The 24,176-nt window shown below is 56.2% G+C and carries 16 protein-coding genes; 13 read left to right on the forward strand and 3 right to left on the reverse strand.

Features of this window, described 5'->3' with window-relative positions:
- The first annotated feature begins 30 nt into the window (after window positions 1-30).
- Genes H1D41_RS15370 through H1D41_RS15380 form a run of 3 tightly spaced genes read left to right on the forward strand, consistent with a single transcriptional unit; the run spans window position 31 to window position 5,039 of the window.
- Entirely contained in the window at window positions 31-2,460 is a 2,430-nt protein-coding gene (locus tag H1D41_RS15370; RefSeq protein WP_228849745.1) for a GcvT family protein, read from the forward strand.
- 23 nt (window positions 2,461-2,483) lie between these two features.
- Window positions 2,484-3,992, forward strand: a complete 1,509-nt coding sequence (locus H1D41_RS15375; RefSeq protein ID WP_228849746.1) for a trimethylamine methyltransferase family protein — start codon at window positions 2,484-2,486, stop codon at window positions 3,990-3,992.
- An 18-nt stretch (window positions 3,993-4,010) separates the two neighbouring features.
- Window positions 4,011-5,039 carry an Ldh family oxidoreductase gene (locus H1D41_RS15380; protein ID WP_228849747.1) on the forward strand — a complete coding sequence of 343 codons (1,029 nt, stop codon included), beginning with the start codon at window positions 4,011-4,013 and terminating at the stop codon, window positions 5,037-5,039.
- Between the two features lie 377 nt (window positions 5,040-5,416).
- Here H1D41_RS15380 and H1D41_RS15385 read toward each other — a convergent pair whose 3' ends face one another.
- Genes H1D41_RS15385 through H1D41_RS15395 form a run of 3 tightly spaced genes read right to left on the reverse strand, consistent with a single transcriptional unit; the run spans window position 5,417 to window position 10,176 of the window.
- On the reverse strand, window positions 5,417-7,417 hold the full coding sequence (locus H1D41_RS15385) for a hypothetical protein (protein WP_228849748.1): 2,001 nt from the start codon (window positions 7,415-7,417) through the stop codon (window positions 5,417-5,419).
- A gap of 8 nt (window positions 7,418-7,425) precedes the next feature.
- Entirely contained in the window at window positions 7,426-8,505 is a 1,080-nt protein-coding gene (locus H1D41_RS15390) for a phosphatase PAP2 family protein (protein WP_228849749.1), read from the reverse strand.
- 30 nt (window positions 8,506-8,535) lie between these two features.
- Complete coding sequence (locus H1D41_RS15395) at window positions 8,536-10,176, reverse strand: hypothetical protein (RefSeq protein ID WP_228849750.1); 1,641 nt, start codon at window positions 10,174-10,176, stop codon at window positions 8,536-8,538.
- 133 nt (window positions 10,177-10,309) lie between these two features.
- Between H1D41_RS15395 and H1D41_RS15400 the strand changes: the two genes are divergently transcribed.
- The 10 genes from H1D41_RS15400 (at window position 10,310) to H1D41_RS15445 (ending at window position 24,169) form a co-directional block, all read left to right on the forward strand.
- Window positions 10,310-10,495: a hypothetical protein gene (locus H1D41_RS15400; protein ID WP_228849751.1), complete on the forward strand. Its 186-nt coding sequence runs from the start codon at window positions 10,310-10,312 to the stop codon at window positions 10,493-10,495.
- A gap of 202 nt (window positions 10,496-10,697) precedes the next feature.
- A complete protein-coding gene (locus H1D41_RS15405; RefSeq protein ID WP_228849752.1) occupies window positions 10,698-11,657 on the forward strand; it encodes a dihydrodipicolinate synthase family protein in 960 nt (319 codons plus the stop codon).
- Window positions 11,648-12,574: a 4-hydroxyproline epimerase gene (locus H1D41_RS15410; protein WP_228849753.1), complete on the forward strand. Its 927-nt coding sequence runs from the start codon at window positions 11,648-11,650 to the stop codon at window positions 12,572-12,574. Before H1D41_RS15405 ends, H1D41_RS15410 begins: the two co-directional genes overlap by 10 nt.
- A 9-nt stretch (window positions 12,575-12,583) precedes the next feature.
- On the forward strand, window positions 12,584-13,828 hold the full coding sequence (locus H1D41_RS15415) for an NAD(P)/FAD-dependent oxidoreductase (RefSeq protein WP_228849754.1): 1,245 nt from the start codon (window positions 12,584-12,586) through the stop codon (window positions 13,826-13,828).
- 13 nt (window positions 13,829-13,841) lie between these two features.
- Window positions 13,842-14,864: a trans-3-hydroxy-L-proline dehydratase gene (locus H1D41_RS15420; RefSeq protein ID WP_228849755.1), complete on the forward strand. Its 1,023-nt coding sequence runs from the start codon at window positions 13,842-13,844 to the stop codon at window positions 14,862-14,864.
- Between the two features lie 124 nt (window positions 14,865-14,988).
- Window positions 14,989-15,669, forward strand: coding sequence for a GntR family transcriptional regulator (locus H1D41_RS15425; protein WP_228849756.1), 681 nt, complete (start codon window positions 14,989-14,991; stop codon window positions 15,667-15,669).
- Between the two features lie 108 nt (window positions 15,670-15,777).
- Entirely contained in the window at window positions 15,778-17,283 is a 1,506-nt protein-coding gene (locus H1D41_RS15430) for an aldehyde dehydrogenase (NADP(+)) (RefSeq protein ID WP_228849757.1), read from the forward strand.
- A gap of 313 nt (window positions 17,284-17,596) precedes the next feature.
- Window positions 17,597-20,386 (forward strand): bifunctional aconitate hydratase 2/2-methylisocitrate dehydratase, encoded by a 2,790-nt coding sequence (locus tag H1D41_RS15435; RefSeq protein WP_228849758.1) that lies wholly within the window; start codon window positions 17,597-17,599, stop codon window positions 20,384-20,386.
- Window positions 20,387-20,505: 119 nt separating this feature from the next.
- Window positions 20,506-21,402 carry a MurR/RpiR family transcriptional regulator gene (locus H1D41_RS15440; protein WP_228849759.1) on the forward strand — a complete coding sequence of 299 codons (897 nt, stop codon included), beginning with the start codon at window positions 20,506-20,508 and terminating at the stop codon, window positions 21,400-21,402.
- 382 nt (window positions 21,403-21,784) lie between these two features.
- Window positions 21,785-24,169, forward strand: coding sequence for a GcvT family protein (locus H1D41_RS15445; protein WP_228849760.1), 2,385 nt, complete (start codon window positions 21,785-21,787; stop codon window positions 24,167-24,169).
- Window positions 24,170-24,176 lie beyond the last annotated feature (7 nt).

Genomic DNA, 24,176 nt, shown 5'->3' on the forward strand with positions numbered 1-24,176 from the left:
TGTGCGCGGCCAGGCAAAAGGAACCGGAATATGAAATCACATGCAAAAACCGTTGTTGTTGGCGGGGGCTGTGTTGGGGCTTCGATCCTGTATGGGCTGACGCAGAACGGCTGTTCGGATGCGGTGATGCTGGAACGCACCACGCTGACATCCGGTTCTACCTGGCACGCAGCGGGGCTTTTGGTGACGTTCGTGCGATCCCATAATATTTCCAAAATGACGATGGAAACCATCCGGATTTACGGCGAGGTTGAGGAAAAGCTGGGCGCATCCGTTGGTCTGCGCAAGGTCGGTCAGCTGCGCGTCGCCAACACAGAAAAACGCTGGGATGAATTCCAGTCTTATATCTCGATTGCCGAGGCTGCGGGCGTGCCCTGCAAACTGGTGACGCCCGAAGAAATCGCCGAAATTTATCCCCTACTGAACCAAAGCGATGATATCCGTGGCGGTATCCTGCACACTGAAGATGGCTATGTGAACCCAGCTGATATCACCATGGGTCTTGCGAAACTTGCCCGTGACGGTGGTGCCAAAATTCACCAGAACACCGAAGCCCAGAGCTATGAGAAACTGGAAAACGGTCACTGGAAGGTTGTGACCAATCAGGGCGAAATCACCTGTGAACATCTGGTTTTCGCCACCGGCAACTACGCTCGTGAAAACGCCCGCCGCGTGGGGCTGGATCTGCCCTGCATCCCGATTGTGCACCAGTACTGGACAACAGAAACCGTGCCCCTGCTGAAGGAACGCAAGGCCGAAGGTCTGCCGGAATTCCCAATTCTACGGGATGAAGATTACGGCGCTTACCTGCGCGAAGATGTCGGCGGCATTCAGTTCGGCCCTTATGAATTCACCAAAGATCTGAAACTCTTCGCCGAAGATCGTGTGCCGCCGGATTTCGGGGCTGACCTGCTGCCCGAAGATTTTGACGCCGTGGAAACCCAGTGGGAACGCGCCATTGAGCGGGTGCCAACGCTTGGTGAAGTCGGGATCAAAGCCAACACGCGCGGCCCCTTCCAGATGACCCCGGATGAACTGCCGTTGGCCGGTCCCGCGCCCGGGCATGATAACCTCTGGCTGGCGGAAGGCATGCCGGGCGGGATCCTCTGGGGTGGTACGGTTGGGAACCGGCTGGCCAAATGGATTATCAATGGTGATCCAGGCATGGATATGTCCGAACTCGATCCGCGCCGTTTCTCTGATTACGCGTCCAAACGCTGGACCATGGATAAGGTGCGCGAAACCTGGGGCACCCATATGGACGCCCATGTGCCCGGCGAAGATTTCCCAGCAGCCCGCCCGATGAAAACAGTCAGCAGTTATGATCTGCTGACGGCACAAGGCGCGGTCTGGACCAGCTTCAATGGGTATGAATTCCCGCGCTGGTTCGCAAAAACGCCGGAAGAGGCCATCCCCGAACACAGTTTCCGCCGCACGGACCACATGGAACTTGTGCAGGAAGAAGTCCGGCGCACACGCGAAGAGGCCGGATTCATCGAAATGTCGCCCATGACGAAATTCACCGTGCGTGGCCCTGGGGCTGCCGTCTGGCTGGATGGGATTATGGCCAATAAGCTGCCGAAAACCGGGCGCATGACCCTGTCTCTGCTGTTGAATGACAACGGCGGGATGGATGCGGAATATACCGTGGTACGTTACGGCGAAAATGATTTCTATCTGATCTCAACCCCGAACTGGCGGTCTTATAACTGGGATCAGCTGCAACGGCTTCTGCCCCGCGATGGCTCTGTGATCCTTGATGATATCTCAGAAAACATGGGTGTCATTGCCCTTGCCGGCCCACAAGCCCGCGAGATCCTGCAACCGCTGACAGACAATGATCTGTCCAACGCCGCCTTCCCCTGGCTGTCCGCCCAGATGGGTGAGGTTGGATATGCTAAAGACGTGCATCTGCTGCGCGTCAGCTATACCGGCGAACTTGGCTGGGAAATCCACCACCCCGTCGGCTACAACCGCCACCTGGTTGATCTGCTGCTGAAAGCAGGTGTGAAACCCTTTGGCCTTGAGGCGCTCGAATCCATGCGTCTGGAAAAATCCTACCGCGCCATTAACCGCGAAATCTGTAAGGATCTGACACCATATGAGGCCGATCTCGGCCGTTTCGTTGCCCTGGAAGGCCGCGACTTCATCGGCAAAGATGCCCTGATTGCCCAGAAGGAAAAAGGTGATCATCCGGTGCTTGTCACCCTGAAATTGCCCTTCTGCGATACATCTGTGATGTTTGACGAAGGCGTTTACAGCGACGGCAATCTCATTGGGCGTGTGACCTCTGGTGGCTTCTCATATTACTGCAACCACGACATCGCAATGGCGCTGGTTCCGCAGGATATGACCGCCCCAGGCACGAAAATGCAGGTCAAAATTCACAATGAAATGCGCGACGCCGAAGTCATCGACATCTGCGCCCATGATCCCTCCAGCGCCCGTGCGCGCGCGTAACCGTCTGTTTTCAGGAGAAAACCATGTCTGAACCTCGTAAACGCGGTGGCCGCGCCAACCGGGTCGCTGCCCGCACCAATCCCGCACCGGTATATCTGCCAACCCTGAACCGTGCCGTTGGCCCGATTGATCTGCTTGGCCCCGAAGGTGTGGAGAAAATCCACAACGCTGCCATGACGATCCTGGAAACCACCGGCATTGAATTCCGCGACCCAATAGCACTGGCCGACTGGAAACGCGCCGGGGCCGATGTTCAGGGCGAACGGGTGCGCATTGGCCGTGATATGCTGATGGATCTGATTTCATCTGTGCCGGAAAGCTACACACTGCACGCCCGCAACGGTGATCGCACAGTAGACGTCGGCGGCAAAAATTCGATCTTCGCCAATGCTTACGGCGCGCCTTTTGTCTATGATCTCGACGGCACCCGCCGCCCGTCACAACTGGCCGACGCGCATAATTTCTTCAAGCTTGGTCAAATGAGCCAAGCCATGCATGTGCCTGGCATTCTGCCGGTCGAACCTCAGGACATCCCCGTGCCAGAACGCCACCTGGAACTGGTTCATGCGGCCCTGACCCTGACAGATAAACCGATCAAAGGGTCCGTTCTGTCCGAAACCGCTGCGCGTGACACCGTGAAAATGGCACAGATTGTTTTTGGCGAGGAATTCGTTGATCAGAATGTCGTTCTGACATCCCTGCTGAACTGCAACACACCGCTTGTCTGGGATGAAACCATGCTGGAAAGTCTGCGTGTTTATGCGTCTGCGAACCAGCCTTGTCTTCTGTCGCCCTTCGTTCTTGCGGGCGCCAGCACACCTGCTTCACCGCAAGGCGGCGTTGCGCTTCTGATTGCCGAAAGCCTTGCAGGCATGGCCTATTCACAGATCATTCGCAAAGGTTGTCCGATGGTTCTGGGTGTGGCGATTATGGGCGTTTCTATGAAAACCGGGGCACCCATGATGGGGTCCCCCGAACCAGGGCTCATGAACCTGATCGTCGGACAGATGGCGCGGTTCTATAAGGTGCCGTGGCGCAGCTGTACCATGTGGACCGGTTCAAAATCCCCAGACCTTCAGGCTGGATATGACACCGCGAACAGCATGTGGCCTGTGCTTTTGGGTGGCTGCAACTACATCGTGCATTCCGCGGGCTTCCTTGAGGGCGCGCTTGGCGTCAGCTACGCGAAATGGGTGCAGGATTCGGCGCAGTTGGAAAACTTCCACCGTTTCTTCACCGGCCTTCAGGAAGAAAACCTCGACGCGCTTCTGGATGATATCGCAAACGTTGGCCCGGGCGGGCATTTCCTTGGCACCGATCACACCCGCGAACATCCGCTGCATATGAATATGCTGCAAAACAACGACAGTTTTGAACAATGGGAAGCCGAAGGCGCCAAAATCGCTGAAGTCGTCGGCAATATCGAAGCCAAACGTATCCTTGATAATTACGTCCAACCCCCGATGCCCGTTGACCAGCGCGGCGCTTTGGATGAGTTTGTCGCGAAGAAACGGGCTGAATACAGCGCGTAAAACCCCAGAGGTGTCAGAATGGGCGATCAGGCCACAGAAAATCTTTCCCTGGATCAGGTGCGGGAACTAGCAAATGAAGTCTTCCGCGCCTGCGGTGTCAGCGATGAAGCATGTGTAGTTCTTGCTGACATCGTCACCCGGTCTGAACGCGATGGTCCGCGCAGCCATGGTCTGCGGATGCTGCCGGTTTATGCGCAAAGCTTCACCTCGGGCTATGCCAACCCTGAAGCAAAACCTGTGATCACCCGCACGGCAAGTGGTGCTTTACAGGGGGATGCGGACAATGGGTATTATCAGCACGCCGCCAGCCTCGCCCATGATCAGCTGATTGAAATGGCTCGGGAAAACGGCATCGCCGCCTTTTCCTGCAAAAACTGTCACCATCTGGCCGGACTGCGTTTTGATGTGGAACCCCTGGCCGAAGCCGGGCTGGTTGCGATTGGCGTGATCAATTCCCTGTCCATGGTTGTGCCCCAGGGCGGTACGCGTCCGGTCTTTGGCACCAATCCCATGGCCTTTGCCTGCCCACGTGAAGGCCAGGCACCGATCGTCTGGGATCAGGCATCATCCATGGTCGCGCTGATGGACATCCGCATGGCCGCCGCCGAAGGTCACCCCCTGCCCTACCCAGCGGGACTTGCCCCCGATGGCAGCAAAACCATCGACCCCAACGCAATCCTTGATACCCGCAGCCTGCTGCCCTTCGGCGAACATAAAGGCGCGGCGATTGCTTTCCTGGTCGAAGTTCTGGGGGCGGCGTTGGCAGGTGGCACGCTTTCCGTTGATAACCAGGATCGCGAAGCCCATGGCGCGCTGAACATCAAAGGCGGATCTACCGTAATCGCGATTGATCCCAACCGTTTCGGCAACCCGATGTTCAATGAGTACATCAACCGCATCAGTGCCGAAATCACCGACAATGGTGACGCACGCATTCCCGGCGATGGTCGTCTGAAAATGCGCACGCGCGCGATGCAGGACGGGGTGAATGTCGCAACAGACGTGCTGGATCAGATCCGCGACGTGATAAAGACCGCAGGATCATAGAACCTGCGGTCTCACTCGTGACGGAATTGACTGGTGGCTGCCGGAGTATGGGATGGAGCAGCCACCAGGAGATATAATAAATTTGTGCCAAACACTTCGATCTATATATGCGCCCCAACAAGCAGGCAGATGATGAAAAGCACCACGCATGGTGAATTTAAATAGCACCCGGACAGTAAATATTCTGGCCGGCGAACCCGGGTGAAGAGGAAGAGATCAACACTTCGGATCTGAGTTAACTATACGTCAGTTTCTGCAGGGGCTGAGAGTGAAATACCTGTGAAATTTTGTATTCACAGGATATCCAAGTCACATATCCCAGATGCAAAAAGGCCCGCCATTTTTTGACGGGCCTTTGTAAACAAGAGTTTAAACGATTACCGCGTGACAGGTGGTGCCGTGAAATCCCCCATCCGGGCTTTGTGTTGCGTCTGGGTATTTCCATTGTCCTTTTCCGAACTGTGAAGCGCGGCCATCCCGTCAAGCCCATCGGTCAGATCACGCCCCGCGGCCGCATTCAGCACCATCAGCCGCGCCACGGCCGGGGCCGCGGCACTTGTGCCCACAAGCCGCGTGCGTGACCCCGACAGAACACCGGTTGACGGAATGCCGGGACGGGATGGGCTTTGATCAGAACAGGCGACGATCAGGGTTTGCGCACCCACAGGTGCCGGATCCTGGTTCTCCTGCACATGCAGACGACCACTGCCCGCATAGTCGGCAGGCCGCTTGTTGTGTTGCACATAACCGCTGACCCGCGTGGTGTGCGAAGAGGACGCCACCGCATTCACGGAACCAAAACCAGAAATCCCCGGGATCTCATCCTTATATTTCTGATAGGGTGGCTGTGTTGTCTCGGAACCCGTTTTACGCGGTTTGACCAGATAGCTCTGTCGTCCACGGCTCTGCAACATCGCCGGATCATCATCACGCTGTACCCAGATCAACAGGTCATCCCCTTGTGGGATCTCCGGCGCATGGCCTTTACGGCGCAGTTTCACCGTCCAGCGCCCGGCAGGGGCGCGACGGGACTGATTCGCACAATAGGTCGACGGGATCAGAGCCAGCATAAAACGCCAGCGATTGCCCCGGCTGTGATCCGCAGACATCTGCCCGACGATCTGCCCATCCATGTGAATATCCGTGAATTGAACGGGATCACTGCCCCGGATTCTCAGCACAGCTTTCTGATCCAGGCGATATCCGGGCGGTGGTTTCAGGATCAGCCTGTATTTCGCCGGATCAAACCCTTCGGGAAACCACAGTTCCAGGTAGCTTGACGTATTGTCATCAGGCTGCACCTGCCAGCCGATGTTGTATTTCTTACCGCCAAAACCCGCCTCACTGATCCGCGCATGCATCTTATCGGCAAAGCCATTGCCCATAGGCATGACAATCGCGGTTTTCGACTGCAACGCCTGGCGTTTTGCAAGCAGATCCTCAATCGCGATTTCCATCGGTGATTGCCCGTCGTGACGCCCCGCGCCCCAGCCGTAAGAGAAATTCACAATCAGCGGCAGTTCATCAACGCCAAAGTGATCCGCAATCCGCCGCGCGCGTTCAAACACGTAATGCAACGCCGACAGCATATACATTTCCTTACCAAACCCGGATGTATCCCAGGCGATGGTATTGGGCATCTGCACGGCGATGATCTGAATGTCATCACCCTGGGTATCGCCGGTGAACAGCGATGTATTCCCCGCCGCAAGCCCCAGAATATGGCTGCCATGGGTGCCGTGCCGCTTCAGATGACCGCCAAGCTCAACCATATCCGGCGCAACCGCCCCGGCATCCTGATACAGGTGGTTTTCATCAGACGGGTTGTCCAGGCGCAGCTGATCAATCGTCCCATTGGTATATTCCCGGCCGAACGGCACCGGCGCACGGGCCTTTGCGACCCCCGCCTGCAACCAGCAATGGCTGATCCGCGTTTTGCCGTCACTTCCCAGGAAAGCCCGGTTGGCGAAGGGGATTGCATCATCAATCACCGCAACAATCGCGCGCGGCTGCACCGCAGGCGCAACCCAATCCTCAGGGTCATCCGCTACCTGGTAATCCGCAGTCCAGGTCTCAACCGGCACCGGAAAGTTCAGACGATAGCGCAGACCGGCACCTGGGGTGGCGGGTGTAACGGCATCGCGAAAGGCAAAAGGAGTGATTTCAGGTTGCACACCACCAGGTTTCCAGAGCGGCGGGATCCGCAGATCGGCGTAATTCAGATCAGCAGGGTTGCCGCCCGCCTCCATCAGGGCGGAATGAATCCCCGTACCGCCCGCCGCAATCGACGGGAAAGCCCAGGGCCGCCCATGGGTTTCTGAAAAAACCCAGCGCTCATATGGCCCTTCTGTCGGGCCATGGTCAGATAAAACAGACATGATACACCTCAGACTTTCTGAGTTTCAGCCAGGGCCTTTTCCCAGATCCAGCTGAAGTGATCTGTCGCGGAAACACTAAACGTCGTGCCTGTCTGCAACCCATGTTGCGCGCCTTGCTGCGTGAACTGATAATCGCTGAAATCATCATTGCCCGGAGTGTATTGCAGCGACGTCACCGCATCGGCACCGGTCTGACCGCAAAGCTGCAGAACCACCTGCCCCAAAGCCGTGCCAAGTGCAGCGCCGGCCCAGCTGTCGATCGGGAAATGCACACCGGCGACCGTGCGGTTCACCGCAATCCGTTCCGCCAGCCCACGCAACATCTTCATGCGATCGGCCTGATCCTTAAAGCTGTCCCAGCTTTTGGTCAGCCCTTCCATCACGGTCATCACGGCATAGGCTTCGGTCGCGTGGGCGGATGGAAAACTGCCGTGGCCCGGCGTCGGGATCATCGGCTGAATACGCCCGTCCAGCTGATCCGGGCGGCGGATCGCCAGCGCATGTTTCGCAATCATCGCCATATGCGCCGCCATCACCTGGGTGACCGTGATCAGTTCAAAAGTTTTTTCATGCTGTCCCGCGTGCAGCCCCAGGATCATGGCAAAATATTCGGTTGGAAAGCCCAATTGCGAGATAATTTCAGCTGTGCGATCTGCCCGCAGGTCCGCGTAGTTCTGCACAAGCACGCATTGATCCGCCAGAAGGCTGTCATCCGGGCGATCCAGCTTTACCAGATCATTGCCTGCAAAAGTCAGGGTGATGGATTTCGCGTTATTCGGCCCGGCTGAATAACCCACCTGAGACAGAAATTCGCTGAGATACAGTGAACCCCGCACCCAGGCCGCCCAGCGATTGTTATTTTCTGTGTCATCATATTTCAGATCATTGCCCGCAGGCACTCCGCCATTTCCAACACGGTGCAGCAGGCTTTCCGCAGTGCCTTGCAGACCGACGGTGGTGATCGGATCATAGCCACCGGTATCACCCGCGCCCAGGAAACCACCCAGGCCGGTCATTCCACCGATTCCGCCAATGCCCCCTATTCCACCAATGCCGCCGATTCCGCCAATACCACCTGACTGTGCCATAAACTTTTTCCCTATAGTTAGATTGTTGTTTTAAGAAATGCCGGAAGCAGACATGGCCGTCAGCGCACGCCGCCCCAGTTTGTGTTGAGATACCGGATGGTTGCTCCGGTATTTTGATAAATCATATCCTGGCCAATAGCGCAGAAGTTCCTGCGCGGCGGCCTTTGCTTCTTCCGGACGATCCAGAAAATGCAGCGCGGTAATGCGCGCCCGATGCGTCGACAGATGTCGGTTGTTCACAGCCAGCGACTGTTCCGCATGTTTCAGAGCTTCTTCAAACTGATCCGCCGCGATATAGGCGGTGCTGGCCAGGCTGTCGTAATAATAAAGAAACGGATCAATCGGGGACAGGCGCCGCGCCTGTTCGCTGGAACGTACAGCCTCTTCACCCTCATCCTTAAACGCCTTCAACGACCCCCGCAAAAGCCAGGCCAGGCTTTCATTCGGGTTGATATCCAGAGCCGCATCAAACCGTTTTTCTGCGGTCTCAAAGTCATTCAGCAGGTTGTTATTCGCAAAGCCATCAATGGTCAGGCCAAGGCTTGCTTCCGGGTCTGTATCCAGTGCCCGCGCCGTGCAATCAACTGCTCGCTGGGTGTCATGGGCCAGATCAATGGAATAGCCTTTCATCACATTGAGAACATACCATTTCCCCAGCCAGGCATGGGCATCTGCGGAATGGGACAGGCGTTCGCTGGCTTCCAGCAGATATTCCCGCGACTTCAGGAAATCACGCATGGTGGCGCGGTGCATCATCGACACGCCGGCAACAATCAGATTGTGATCTGAAATCTCATCAATGCGCTGACTGCGCACAGTTTCAATCGCTGAATCCGCGATAGAGCGGGCAACACCCCGGGCGATGTTATCAATCTCAAGCGCGGTTTCCGTCAGATCCGCAAAACTGCGGGCCTCAAAACTACGGCTCCAGATGATCTGGCCGCTGGCCGCTTCGATGAAATCCACATCACAGATAAACCCCTGACGTGACGGGCGCAGAAAACCGGTGGTCAGGTAATCCACCCCCAGGGTTTCGCTTAGCGTGGTGATCGGCGTATTGGCCGCCCCGGCGGCACGGCCTGACAGATGCGAAATCACATTGATAAAGCGCGATCGCGACAGGATCCGGCAGCAATGTTCACTGATCCAGTCCCCAAGTGCTGACAGTCCCGGATCATTGCCCATCTGGCGCAGGGGCAGCATGGTCACACAGGGGCGCGGGCGGCGCAGACTGGACACAGGCGCATGACGATACAGCGCAAAGATCTGATCCGGGTTCGCGCGAATGCTGTCCACCCATTCCTGAAATGGGGCTTCCCGCACGTTCAGATCTTCCAGAAACAGCCCTTGCCCCGGATCGCCGGTGAACCGCACATGGGCCAGATCAAGCTCAATGTCGGTATTTGTGGTGCGAAACAGCGTGTCAAAATAATCGCCAAACAGTTTGCGCAGATCAGACAGGGCCCGGCGCAGGTTCTGATGGCCGCTGTCATAGCCGGCATAACCCCACAATGTATTCTGAAGATAGGTCCGCGTCCGCCGCCCCAAAGGCGCCGTCGCAAGGATCGCAATCAACGCCCTATGTTTCGCCCCACGAATTTCACGCGGCGGACGGTCCTGCAAACACACAGCGCATGTGCCAAAAAGAGAAACCTCCAGGCAAACATCCATTTATTTTACTCCCCAGTCAATAAATCTTAGCACCAGAAATTTGCTCATACCAAGTACTTCACAGTATTTTCACAGCCCCGGAACCGGCTATCAGGTGTAATTTTGTTCCACCCGAAGCTGAGGTGGAGACATTATGCCACAACAAGAACCCGTCAGAGATTTAGTGGATTTTTTTGATCACTGGCAATCCGAGCGTAATAGAATCGTGCGGTTGATTGAAAAACCCGTCATCACCCCAAATGAAAAGAAGACACTTGAGCTGATGCTTTTCGTCCTGGATCGTGTGGGGCCCGATGACCTGAAATCTGAGCCGAACTGATATAGTTTCATCTCATGTATTAAAGTCGCCCGGGTCATCCGTGGCGGCTTTTTTGTGCGGTTCAGAAAAATATTGGATTTTGGATCCAATTACTGTAGTCAGAATTTACAAACCGATTTCCCCGGGATGAATCACCCGGAAGATGGATGAACCGCAACTGCCCTGCAGATGCGCCAACTGACACGTAACAAGGGAAGATCCCATGTCTGAAAATGTTTTCCAGGGCACAATGCCCGCCCTCATGACCCCCTGCAAAGATGACCGCACGCCAGACTACGATGCACTGGTGAAAAAGGGCCACGAAATGATCAAAGCCGGCATGTCCGCGGTGGTTTACTGTGGTTCCATGGGGGACTGGCCGCTGCTGTCTGACAGCGAACGTATGACCGGCGTCGAACGTTTGGTGGAAGCAGGCATTCCTGTGGTTGTCGGCACCGGCGCAATCAATTCAAAATCCGCTGTGGCGCATGCCGGCCACGCCCAGAAAGTCGGCGCTGTTGGCCTGATGGTGATCCCGCGTGTTCTGTCCCGTGGCTCTTCCCCAGCTGCACAGAAAAACCACTTCAAAGCAATCCTGGAAGCCGCTCCAGACGTGCCTGCGATCATCTACAACAGCCCGGTTTATGGCTTCGCCACCAAAGCGGATCTGTTCTTTGCCCTGCGCGCGGAACATAAAAACCTGATCGGCTTCAAGGAATTCGGCGGCAAGGACGATCTGCGTTATGCCGCAGAACATATCACCAGCCAGGACGACGACGTGACCCTGATGGTTGGCGTTGACACCGAAGTGTACCACGGTTTCGTCAACTGTGGCGCCACCGGTTCCATCACCGGCATCGGCACCGCCCTGCCAAAAGAAGCCCTGCTGCTGGCAGCCCTGTCCAAGAAAGCGGCTGAAGGCAACGCGGAAGCCCGCCGTCGCGCGCTTGAACTGGAAGAAGCCTTTGGCGTTCTGGCCAGCTTCGACGAAGGCACTGACCTTGTGCTGTACTACAAGCACCTGCTGGTTCTGAACGGCGAAGAAGAATACCGTCTGCATTTCTATGAAACAGACGAACTGTCCGACGCGCAGCGTAACTATTGCGAGACCCAATACGCACTGTTTAATGCCTGGTTTGCAGACTGGTCAAAACAGGGCGGGATCATCGCTGAATGCATGTAATCGACAGCCATACCGGCGGGATGCCCACAAGGGTTATCCCGCAAGGCGGTCCGGATCTTGGGTCCGGACCTCTTGATGTGCGGGCCGCAAAGCTCGCCAAAGAACACGAAGCTTTCTACAAATCCGTCATGCTGGAACCCCGCGGTCAGCCCGGAATGGTTGGCGCGCTGCTGGTGGAACCGGTTGATCCGGATTGCGTCACCGGTGTGATCTATTTTGATGCAGAAGCCGTGCTTGGCATGTGTGGCCATGGCACCATTGGCCTGGCTGTGACCCTGCATCACATGGGGCGCATCGGCATTGGCACGCATAAGTTTGAAACACCGGCTGGCGTCGTCACGGTTGAATTGCACGATGCCAACACCGTGTCTGTCACCAATATTGAAAGTCGTCTGATCACCGCTGGCGCTGAAGTCACCCTTCCCTCTGGCTCTGTAGTGGGGGATGTCGCTTATGGCGGCAACTGGTTCTTTATTGTAGATCCCAGCCCCCTGCCCGTCACCACGACGAACATCCCTGCCCTGACAGAACTCGCGGTTTCCATGCGCCAGGTCTGCAACGCAAATGGCATCGGCGGGCCGGAGGGACAGCCGATTGATCACGTCATTCTACGTAGTCCCAACCCGGACACAGGCGCGCACAGCCGTAACTTTGTGCTGTGCCCGGATGATGAATATGACCGTTCGCCCTGTGGCACCGGCAGCTCTGCCTATATGGCTTGCCTTGCGGCCCGCAAAAGACTTGGGCCAGGGGATGAAATTGTACTGGAAAGCGTGATCGGAAGTTCCTACCGTGTCTCTTACCAGCCGACCCAAAACGGCGTGATCCCGACCCTGACAGGTCAGGCCTGGATCATGAACGAAGGGACGCTGTTCTTTGACACAACTGACCCGTTTAAAGACGGGATTTATCTGTAGGAACATGCAGTGAGCAAGACGGATGAAATCGTAGTGATTGGTGCCGGTGTGATCGGTATCTCAATCGGGCTGGAACTTGTGCGCGCAGGCTATTCCGTGCGTGTGCTGGACCGTGAAGGTCTGGCGGCGGGGGCGTCTCAGGGCAACGCGGGGGCCTTTGCCTTCACCGATATTGTGCCATTGGCCACCCCCGGCATCATGCGCAAAGCCCCGAAATGGCTGCTGGATCCGCTTGGCCCCCTGTCGATCCCACTGCGTTACGCCCTGAAAATTGCGCCCTGGATGCTGCGGTTCTGGCGCGCCAGCTGGAAGGATCGCTATCACCATTCGGTTGAGGCGCAGACTGCGCTGATGTCTCTGGCAAAAGAAGCACTGGAACGACAGATCACCAGCACTGACGGCGAAAGCCTGATCCTGCGTCAGGGGCAGATGCAGCTGTATGAGGGCGAAAAAGAATTTCGCGCAAGCCTGCCCCAATGGGAACTTCGCCGCGAACAGGGCATTCGCTATGAACTGTTCGAAACCCCGGAAGACATCGCCAGGATCCAACCCGGCCTTGACCCGCGTTTCACCCATGCCGGCTATACGCCGGACTGGATCAACACCGTTGACCCGAAAACCTGGGTGGAACACCTGGCCTCGGCCTTCACAGCACTTGGCGGTGTGATCGAGAAACGCGATATTCACAACCTCAGCCATACTGCAGGTGGCGTGCGCCTGACCTACAGCGGCGGTGAAATTCACGCCACCAAAGCCATTGTCGCCGCTGGGGCCTGGTCCCATCATCTGGCGAAAACCCTTGGGGATAAATTCCCGCTGGAAACCGAACGCGGCTATAACACCACCCTGCCCAAAGGCGCGTTTGATGTGCGCACCCATCTGACCTTCAGTGGTCACGGTTTCGTGGTAACGCCGATCAACGGCGGCGCGCGGGTTGGTGGTGCTGTGGAACTTGGCGGACTGGACCTGCCACCAAACTACAAACGTGCTGACATCCTGCTGAAGAAAGCCGCCAGCTTCCTGCCTGGCCTGAACACAGAAGGCGGCACGCAATGGATGGGCTTCCGCCCTTCTTTGCCGGATACGTTGCCAGTGATCGGCACCGCCCCACAGGCGCAGAACGTGATTTACGCCTTTGGTCATGGCCACCTGGGCCTGACCCAGGCCGCCGCCACCGCCGAAATCGTCAAGACTATGGTGCAGGGCAAACCTGCCCCCATCGACACAACCCCCTATCGACCCACACGTTTCTGAACGGGAGAGAGACATGCGCAGCAGCAAAACCATCCACGTGATTTCCGCCCATGCCGAAGGCGAAGTTGGCGATGTTATCGTCGGCGGCGTCGCCCCGCCCCCAGGTGACACCGTCTGGGATCAGCGAACCTTCATTGCCGAAGATCAGACCCTGCGCAATTTTGTGCTGAACGAACCACGCGGTGGTGTCTTTCGCCATGTGAACCTTCTGGTGCCACCCAAAAATCCCGAAGCGGACGCTGCCTGGATCATCATGGAGCCGGAAGACACGCCCCCTATGTCCGGGTCCAATTCCATGTGTGTGTCCACCGTTCTGTTGGATGGCGGCATTATCCCGATGCAAGAACCCGTCACCCATATGACATTGGAAGCGCCCGGTGGTCTTGTTCGTGTGAAAGCAGATTGCAAAGACGGCAAAGCCGAGCGCATCACCGTGCAAAACGTGCCGTCCTTCGCGGATAAACTGGATGCAATGATTGAGGTCGAAGGCGTCGGTTCCCTGCGGGTGGATACTGCCTTTGGTGGCGACAGTTTTGTCATTGTTGATGCGCAGGATCTGGGTTTTTCCATCACCCCGGATGAGGCGGGCGACCTGGCCCGTATGGGTGCGCGCATTACCGACGCGACCAATGAACAGCTGGGCTTTAACCATCCTGATGGCGACTGGAACCATATTTCATTCTGTCAGATCGCAGGCCCGCTGACCCGTGAAGGGGATCTTTTGACAGGTAAGAACGTCGTTGCCATTAAACCCGGCAAACTGGATCGATCCCCCTGCGGCACCGGGGCGTCTGCGCGTATGGCGATGCTGCTGGCCAAAGGGCAGATGGCGGCGACCGACCGGTATTACGCACGTTCCATCATCGACAGTGAATTCCGCTGCCGCATCGTGGAGCAGATTGATCTGAACGGTCGCCCGGCGATCACCCCTGAAATCTCTGGTCGTGGCTGGATCACCGGCATTCACCAGCACATGCTGGATCCATCCGATCCATGGCCCGGTGGGTATCGTCTCAGCGACACATGGGGTGCATAAACCATATTGGATACAATCATCCTTTACGCCGCGCCCGTATAAATTACCCATTCAAATCCCCGCTTTCCCTGTTAATATGCAGGGAAAGTAAATATGTATCCAAAGTGCACATCCGGGGTTGAATATGGCAGGCAAACGGGCGGTGGCAAAGCAAAGCCTGCCGGAAATCATCGCAAATGATCTGCGAGAACGCATTCTTTCCGGCGAACTGGAGGAAGGCGAAGCGATCCGTCAGGAAGCTCTGGCGGCGGAATATGATGTCTCCCGCATGCCGATCCGCGAAGCCCTGAAGCGCCTGTCTGCCGAAGGCCTTGTGGATTGGGCGAACAATCGCGGGGGGTCCGTCACCCGCCATTCCATCAGCCAGATCGCTGAAATTTTTGATCTGCGCGAACTGCTGGAAATTGATCTGTTCCGCCGCGCGATCCCCAATATGACCACCACAGATTTCGCCCGCTGCGAAGAACTGATGGCAAAGATGGAAACCTCTTACAACGGCGATGATGTCGGCCAGTGGGGCGAGTTGAACTATGATTATCACGCCGCGCTTTACGCCGCTTCTGATCGCGGGCTGACGTCGGAACTTCTGAACCGGATCAGCCTGCAGTCGGATCGTTATATCCGCATGCACCTTAGCGTGATGAAACAGCGTGAACCTGCTAAGGACGAACACCGACAGCTACTGGCCTATGCCAAAGCCGGGGATATTGATGCCGCCTGCGCGCTTTTGCAGAAGCACATCCGTCGCACTCGGGATGAGCTGCTGGAAATGGTGAAGAAGCGCCGCGAGGCTGAGGTAAAATAACCCCCCATCGTGACACGGTTAGCCACTGGGTCGGGCTTGCATTCTGTGAATAATTGGATACAATATCCACAAATTCAAAATCCCACTCAGACGGAGCCTCAGACGCCCATGACCTTCACCCCTCACGGCAAACACCTGATCGCTGGCCAATGGCTGGCGGGTGACGAAACTTTCAACTCCGACCCGGCCCACGGCCCGGCGCACGCCTATTCCATCGGTCGCGTGTCCGACGTGAACGCCGCCTGTGAAGCCGCGGAAGAAGCCTTCTGGTCCTTTGGTTACACAAGCCGCGCAGATCGCGCCGCCTTCCTCAACAAAATCGCGGATGAAATCGAAGCCCGCGCTGACGCCATCACCGAAATCGGCACCCAGGAAACCGGCCTGCCCGAAGCCCGCCTTCAGGGCGAACGCGGCCGCACCACCGGCCAGATCCGCCTGTTCGCGGAACATATCCTCAAGGGTGACTACCTTGACACACGCCACGACCAGGCCCTGCCTGATCGCGCACCTCTGCCACGCCCTGATCTGAAAATGATCCAGCGCCCGGTTGGCCCGATTGCCGTCTTCGGTGCCTCAAACTTCCCGCTGGCTTTCTCTACTGCGGGTGGTGACACCGCCGCTGCGCTTGCCGCTGGCTGCCCGGTTGTTGTGAAAGGCCACAGCGCCCACCCCGGCACCGGTGAAATCATCGCCGAAGCCGTGCATGCCGCAATCAAAGCCTGCAATCTGCACCCTGGCGTCTTCAGCTTGATCCAGGGCGGCAACCGCGAAGTCGGCGCTGCCGTTGTGCAACACCCGCTGATCAAAGCGGTTGGTTTCACAGGGTCACTTGCCGGTGGTCGCGCATTGTTCGATCTTTGCGCACAGCGTCCGGAACCCATTCCATTCTTTGGTGAACTCGGTTCCGTGAATCCGATGTTTATCCTGGATAACGCGCTAAACAATCGCGGTACTGACATCGCTGCGGGTTGGGCCGGTTCTCTGACCATGGGCGCAGGCCAGTTCTGTACAAACCCGGGCATTGCCATCGTGCAGGCCGGTGAAAAAGGCGAAGCTTTCGTCAATGCGGCCCAGGAAGCTCTGGGCGCATTCGGCGCGCAAACCATGCTGACCGACGGGATCGCCAGCGCCTATCAATCCGGCCAGCGTCGGATCGCGGAAATCGCGGGTGTGCAGGATGTGCTGACAACCATGTGCGACCAGCGCGACGCAACCCCATATCTGTATCGCACCACCGCCGCCAACTGGCTGGAAAACGAAGTGCTTGCGGAAGAAGTCTTTGGTCCGCTTGGGGTGATTGTCACCGCTGAAAACGCGGATGAAATGCAGCAGATCGCCCGCAGCCTGCAAGGTCAGTTGACCTGTACTCTGCATATGGATGATGCTGATACCGAAGCTGCACAACGCCTGATGCCGGTGCTGGAACGCAAAGCAGGCCGGATCCTTGCCAATGGGTTCCCAACCGGTGTCGAAGTTGCTGATGCCATGGTGCACGGCGGCCCTTACCCGGCGTCTACCAACTTCGGTGCAACCTCTGTTGGTACAATGTCCATCCGCCGCTTCCTGCGGCCGGTATGTTACCAGAACCTGCCAGACGCACTGTTGCCTGTATAACCATCATTCCCCTTCCGCCTGAAATCGGGTGGAGGGGGTTTTTGGCGAACGCCTGTTTGCCGTTTCGAATTATCCCCCTGATTTCCATCGCAATTTTGACCTGAATGGGTTGATCGGCAGAGAATTCTCTGCGGCTTTGGTCAGGCATACGTTGAGTTAACTTCACAGCATGTATAAATGGTGTGAACGGATGGCGTCTTGCATTTCGTCGTCACAATGTATACAATCGCATACAGCAAGCCTGACCGGCCCGCCAGAGACGATTCTGAGACCGGTATCGGGCTATATCTGTTACAACAGCGCCGGAAATATCATGAGCCTCTATACCGACTATCTGAGTGAGATCGAGACCCGCAAAACGCAGGATCTGCACCCGAAACCTATTGAGGACGGTGCCCTTGTTGCTGAGATCATTGAACAGATCAAAGACGGCGGCAATGAACATCGCGAAGCGTCCCTGAACTTCTTCATTTACAACACGCTGCCAGGTACCACGTCTGCGGCGGGTGTGAAAGCAGCCTTCCTGAAGGACATCATCCTGGGCGCTGCTGAAGTTGCGGAAATCTCTGTCGATTACGCGTTTGAACTGCTGTCCCACATGAAAGGCGGCCCATCTGTTGAGGTTCTGCTGGATCTGGCGCTTGGTGACAACGCTGCGGTTTCCGTACCGGCCGCTGAAGTTCTGAAAACCCAGGTCTTCCTGTATGAAGCCGACACCGATCGTCTGGAAGAAGCTTACAAGGCTGGCAACGCCATCGCGAAAGAGATGCTGGAAAGCTACGCCAAGGCCGAATTCTTCACCAAGCTGCCTGAGCTGGAAGAAGAGATCAAAGTTGTGACCTATATCGCTGGTATTGGGGACATTTCCACTGACCTTCTGTCCCCAGGTGCCGAAGCGCATTCCCGTGCGGATCGTGAATTGCACGGCCAATGCATGTGTTCCCCGGAACAGCAAAAAGAAATTCAGGCGCTTCAGGCGGCGCACCCGGACGCGCGCGTGATGTTGATCGCGGAAAAAGGCACCATGGGTGTTGGATCTTCCCGCATGTCCGGTGTGAACAACGTGGCGCTCTGGACTGGTAAGAAGGCGTCCCCTTACGTGCCGTTCATCAACATCGCCCCTGTTGTTGCGGGCACCAACGGTATTTCCCCGATCTTCCTGACCACGGTTGATGTGACCGGCGGCATTGGCATTGACCTTGATAACTGGGTCAAAACGCTGGATGCAAACGGCGATGTTGTTGAAGACGAAGATGGCGAAGCGGTTCTGGAACAGACCTATTCCGTTGAAAGTGGAAAAGTTCTGACCATCAACACCAAATCCAAAACCCTGTCGGATGCAGACGGCACTGTTCTGAAAGACGTGTCCGCTGCCTTCACCCCGCAGAAGATGGAATTCATGAAGGCTGGCGGCTCCTATGCTGTGGTATTTGGTAAGAAGCTGCAAACATTTGCGGCCGCGACCCTGGGTCAGGAACTGAAATCAGCATTCGCTGCTTCCAAAGAGGTGTCTGTTGACGGTCAGGGCCTGACAGCCGTTGAAAAAATCTTCAACCGCAATGCGCTTGGCACCACACCGGGCAAAACCCTGCACGCAGGTTCAGACGTGCGCGTGAAGGTGAATGTTGTGGGTTCCCAGGACACCACCGGCCCAATGACCGCGCAGGAATTGGAAGCCATGGCCGCGACCGTGATTTCCCCATCTGTTGACATTGGTTACCAGTCCGGCTGTCACACAGCATCCGTTTGGGACAAAAAGGCCCAGGCCAATATCCCTAAGTTGATGAAATTCATGAATGATTTCGGCCTGATCACCGCGCGTGATCCAAAGGGTGAATATCACGCAATGACGGATGTTATCCATAAGGTTCTGAACGACATCACCATTGATGACCGTGCGATCATTGTTGGTGGCGACAGCCACACACGTATGTCCAAAGGCGTGGCATTTGGCGCGGATTCAGGCACTGTTGCGCTGGCGCTTGCGACGGGCGAAGCTGCGATGCCGATCCCGGAATCGGTCAAAGTGACCTTCAAAGGCAAAATGGCCGATCACATGGATTTCCGTGACGTCGTACATGCAACCCAAGCCCAGATGCTGGATCAACATGATGACAACGTCTTCCAGGGCCGCATCATTGAAGTTCACATTGGCACCCTTCTGGCTGACCAGGCCTTCACCTTCACCGACTGGACTGCGGAAATGAAAGCGAAAGCTTCTGTCTGTATTTCCAACGATGAAACGCTGATCGGCTCTTTGGAACTGGCGAAATCCCGTATTCAGATCATGATCGACAAGGGTATGGACAACGAGAAAGCCGTTCTTGCCAACCTGAACAAACTGGCGGATGCCCGTATCGCAGAAATCAAATCTGGTGAAGTGCCTGCGCTGACCCCTGATGCAGACGCGAAGTATTTCGCCGAAGTTGTGGTTGATCTGGACCAAATCGTTGAACCGATGATCGCCGACCCTGACGTTCACAACGATGATGTCTCTAAGCGCTACACCCATGACACCATCCGCCCCGTGTCCTATTACGGCGGCGACAAGAAGGTGGATCTGGGCTTTATCGGATCCTGCATGGTACACAAAGGCGATATGAAAATCGTCGCCCAGATGCTGCGCAATATCGAAAAGCTGAACGGCACAGTTGAATTCAACGCACCGCTTGTGGTGGCCGCCCCGACCTACAACATCATTGATGAACTGAAGGCCGAAGGCGACTGGGATATTCTGCAGAAATATTCCGGCTTTGAATTTGATGACATGTTCCCAAAGGCCCAGGCCCGTACGGAATATGAAAACATCATGTATCTGGAACGTCCTGGCTGTAGCCTTTGCATGGGCAACCAGGAAAAAGCCGCCAAGGGTGATACAGTTCTGGCCACATCCACCCGCCTGTTCCAGGGCCGCGTTGTTGCCGATACAGCTGACAAAAAGGGTGAATCCCTGCTGGCATCCACCCCGGTTGTGGTTCTGGCTGCAGTCCTGGGCCGCGCTCCAACACTTGCGGAATATAAAGCCGCTGTGGAAGGCATTAACCTGACCAAATTCGCCCCGCCGCTGCAAAAGCCGCTGGACGTGAAATCTGTTCACTTTTGATCTGAACGCAGATTGACTGATTTGGAACCGGCCGCAGGAAACTGTGGCCGGTTTTTTGTATCCTGACGGATCATCTGTTCTGGTGTAGCATTTTCCCAAACATCTGTTTTGGGGGCGATATGGTACTACAGGATAAAGCGCGGATTGTGCAGCGGTTGATTGCAGAGACGAAGGATCTGCCTCCCAGGTTGCAGCTGGCGGCGAAATACATCGTGGATCACAGTCATGCATTTGGCATGGACCCGATCCGGGAAACGGCACGGAAAATCGGAATTGGGGCTAATTCTCTGGTCCGGTTGGCGGACCATCTGGGGTTTGACAGCTTTGATGCTCTGCGTGCGCCCTTCAGGGCGGCGCTGACCGCCAGGTATGATGCCAGTGAAGGGCTGGGGTGGATTGATCGTGTGTCCGGGGCAGGGGGCTTTGGTTCCGAACATGCACTGAGCCTCCGCAATGAGATGGAAATTACCGGGCAGTCTTTGCGCCAATTCACAGCCGATCAGGCGCAACAGGCGGTTGAGATGCTGACAGGGGCACAGAACGCTTATGTCACCGCCACACGGGCCAGCTATTCCCTTGCCTATTATTTTCACTATGTCGGGCGAATGGCCTTACCGGGGTTGCAGTTGATTCCACGTCATATGGGCAGCCCGGTGGATGAAATGATGAATGTGGGGCCGGGGGATGTTTTGCTGGCGATCACATTTGCGCCCTATAGCGCGGAAACCATCCGGGCGCTGCGTCTGGCGAAAGAAAACGGCGCGCGGGTCATTTTGATTTCAGATTCAGAACTGATCGCGCCCAATATCACGGCCGATCTGTTTCTGAAGGCTGCCGCACAGTCACAGCATTTCTTCCCTTGTTTTTCAGGTGCGATGGTGGTGCTGGAAGGGCTGTTGCATCATCTGATCCGCCAGGGTGGCGATGAGGTGCGAAACAGGATTACCAGCTATGAGGAACTGCGTGAAGACAGCGGGGCGTATTGGCAGGCGAAGCTGCCGAAAGTCCGCCGATAGGGCGCTATGCGCACAGATCAAACCGGTTTTGCAGAAACAGGTGGTACACGAGTCGGTTTTTCCCACCTATCTGGCAGCTATCGAAACTGATTTTGTTCGAAGGAACCTTGAAGATGGCACAGGCTGCAAAAGATATCATGGGTGTTGGCGTACTGGTCGCTGCAACTGCGCTTTTCATTGGCGTACACTCCTGGTTTGTTATCATGTGATAACGGCTCTTCCAGTTTGGCTATGGCCTGCGGAAGACAAGCAAGATCAATCAAGCGCCGCGATTCTGTGGCGCTTTTTTGTATTTGAAAAAAGAACATATGTTCTTAATGTTGGATTTGAAAAACATTCTGTACTGAGCGAGCATCGGCCAAACTGAAAAAAGGCCCGGCTTATGACCCTTCCTTCTCATGCTTCTGTTGTTGTTATTGGTGGCGGCATTATGGGGTGTTCGACCCTGTACCATCTGGCGAAGATGGGTGTGTCTGACGCGATCCTGCTGGAACGCAACAAGCTGACCAGTGGCACAACCTGGCATTCCGCCGCCCAGGTACGCGCGCTGCGCCATTCTCAGAACCTGACCCGGATGATCCAGTATTCTGTAGATCTTTATTCAAAGCTTGAACAAGAAACCGGACAGAATGTCGGCTGGATCCAGAAGGGCAGCCTGTCGATTGCAACAAACCCTGATCGCCTGACCCATATCAAACGGCAGGAAGCCCTGGCGCGTGCTTACGGTGTTCGGGCTGAAACGATCAGCGTTGGTGAGGCAAAGGAACGCTGGCCGCTGATGAACGCGGAAGATGTCATTGGCGCGGTCTGGTCACCGGATGACGGGCGGGTGTCACCAAGTGATGTTTGTGCTGCGCTTGTGAAAGGCGCGAAAACCCTGGGCGCCAAGGTTTTTGAGGAAACTGGTGTCACCGGTATTCTGACGGAAAACGCCAAAGTTATAGGCGTTGAAACCTCGCAAGGTACGGTGATGTGTGACACGATAGCGCTATGCACCGGCCTGTGGTCGCGCGAAGCCGGGGCCATGGCGGGCGCAGAAGTGCCCGCGCTGGCCTGCGAGCATTTCTATCTGCTGACCAAACCAATTGACGGGATTGCAGGCAATATGCCGACCCTGTCTGACCATGATAATCACCTCTATATCCGCGATGATTCCGGCGGGCTGCTGGTTGGATGCTTTGAACCCATGGGCAAGCCGATCAAACCCGGTGTGTTGGACGAAAATTTTGAATTTGGGCTGCTGGGCGAGGATTGGGAACATTTTGAACCCATGATGATGAACGCTCTGCATCGTCTGCCTGCGCTGGAACATGCTGAGGTAAAGATGCTTCTGAACGGCCCGGAAAGCTTTACGCCGGATGGGATGTTCATGCTGGGGGAAACAGCAGAAACAAAGGGGTTGTTCCTGGGCTGTGGGATGAATTCCGTCGGGCTGGCATCGGGCGGCGGGGCAGGGATGAACCTGGCCCATTGTATTGTGCATGGTCATACAGCCTATGATCTGGGCGAAGCCGACGCGAAACGCTTTGCGCCGATTTACAACTCTCTTGATCACCTGATGGCGCGGGCGCCCGAAATTCTTGGCACCCATTACGACATTGCCTATCCGGGCAAACAATTGAAAACCGCCCGGGGCTTGCGCGCCATGCCACTGGACAAAGAATATAAGGCAGCGGGTGCGCATTTCACCCAGGTGTATGGTTGGGAACGCCCGGCCTATTTCGGCAAAACCGCCGAACCTCGTATGAAATTTGAGCGCCCGGACTGGTTTGAAAACGTGAAGGCCGAGGTCATGGCAGCACATGAGAAAGCCGCGATTTTTGATGCCTCGCCTTTTGGCAAGATCGAGGTTCATGGCCCGGATGCAGAGGCATTTTTGCAGAAAACCTGCGCGTCAAACATGGCGAAAACCCCGGGCAGCGCGATTTATACGGCGGTGCTGAACGCGCGTGGCACGTATGAAAGTGACATCACCGCCCACCGGATTGCGGATGATCACTATCGTCTGTTTGTCGGCACCAATGCGATCAAACGTGATCTGGCATGGTTTAAGCGCCATTCGGACGGGTTTGATGTGACCCTGACCGACAGCACCGAAGACTACGCTGTGTTGGGCCTGATGGGGCCGGAAGCGGCACGGATCATTGCGGAATGTGGCGCGGCCGAGCTGAATGAACTGGGCTATTTCAAAGTTGGCCCGGCCTATGTGGCTGATTGCCATGTGCGGGCCGTGCGCATGTCTTACGTCGGTGAAGCGGGGTGGGAGCTGACCATGCGGGCGGAAAATGCACGTAAGGTGTATGCCGCCCTGACAGCAGCCGGTGCAGTGCCTGCGGGCATGTTTGCCCAGACATCCATGCGGGTCGAAAAGGGCTTTGCTGCGATGGGGCATGAATTGGACAGCGACGTGACCCCGGTTGAGGCCGGGCTTGATATGATGGTGTCAAAGAAGAAAGACTTTATTGGTTCCGATGCCCTGGCCACGCGGCGTAAGACGGTGAAACGCGGGCTGATGACGGTGATTGTTGAGAATGATAGTGCCAATCCCTTGGGGCATGAGCCGATTTACCTAGGGGATAAGATCATTGGCCATACAACGACAGCGACCTATGGCTATCGCATCGGCAAACCCATCGCGCTGGCTTATGTGCATGCGGAAGATGCAGATGGGGTGAATGCGGAAATTGACATCGCCGGGGTGCGTTTTCCGGTGCGTCTGCAGAATGCCTGTGCTTTTGATCCGTCCGGCCTGCGTATGAAAGGCTGACTCCTGG

Source organism: Halocynthiibacter styelae (assembly GCF_016123485.1).
GTDB lineage: Bacteria > Pseudomonadota > Alphaproteobacteria > Rhodobacterales > Rhodobacteraceae > Halocynthiibacter > Halocynthiibacter styelae.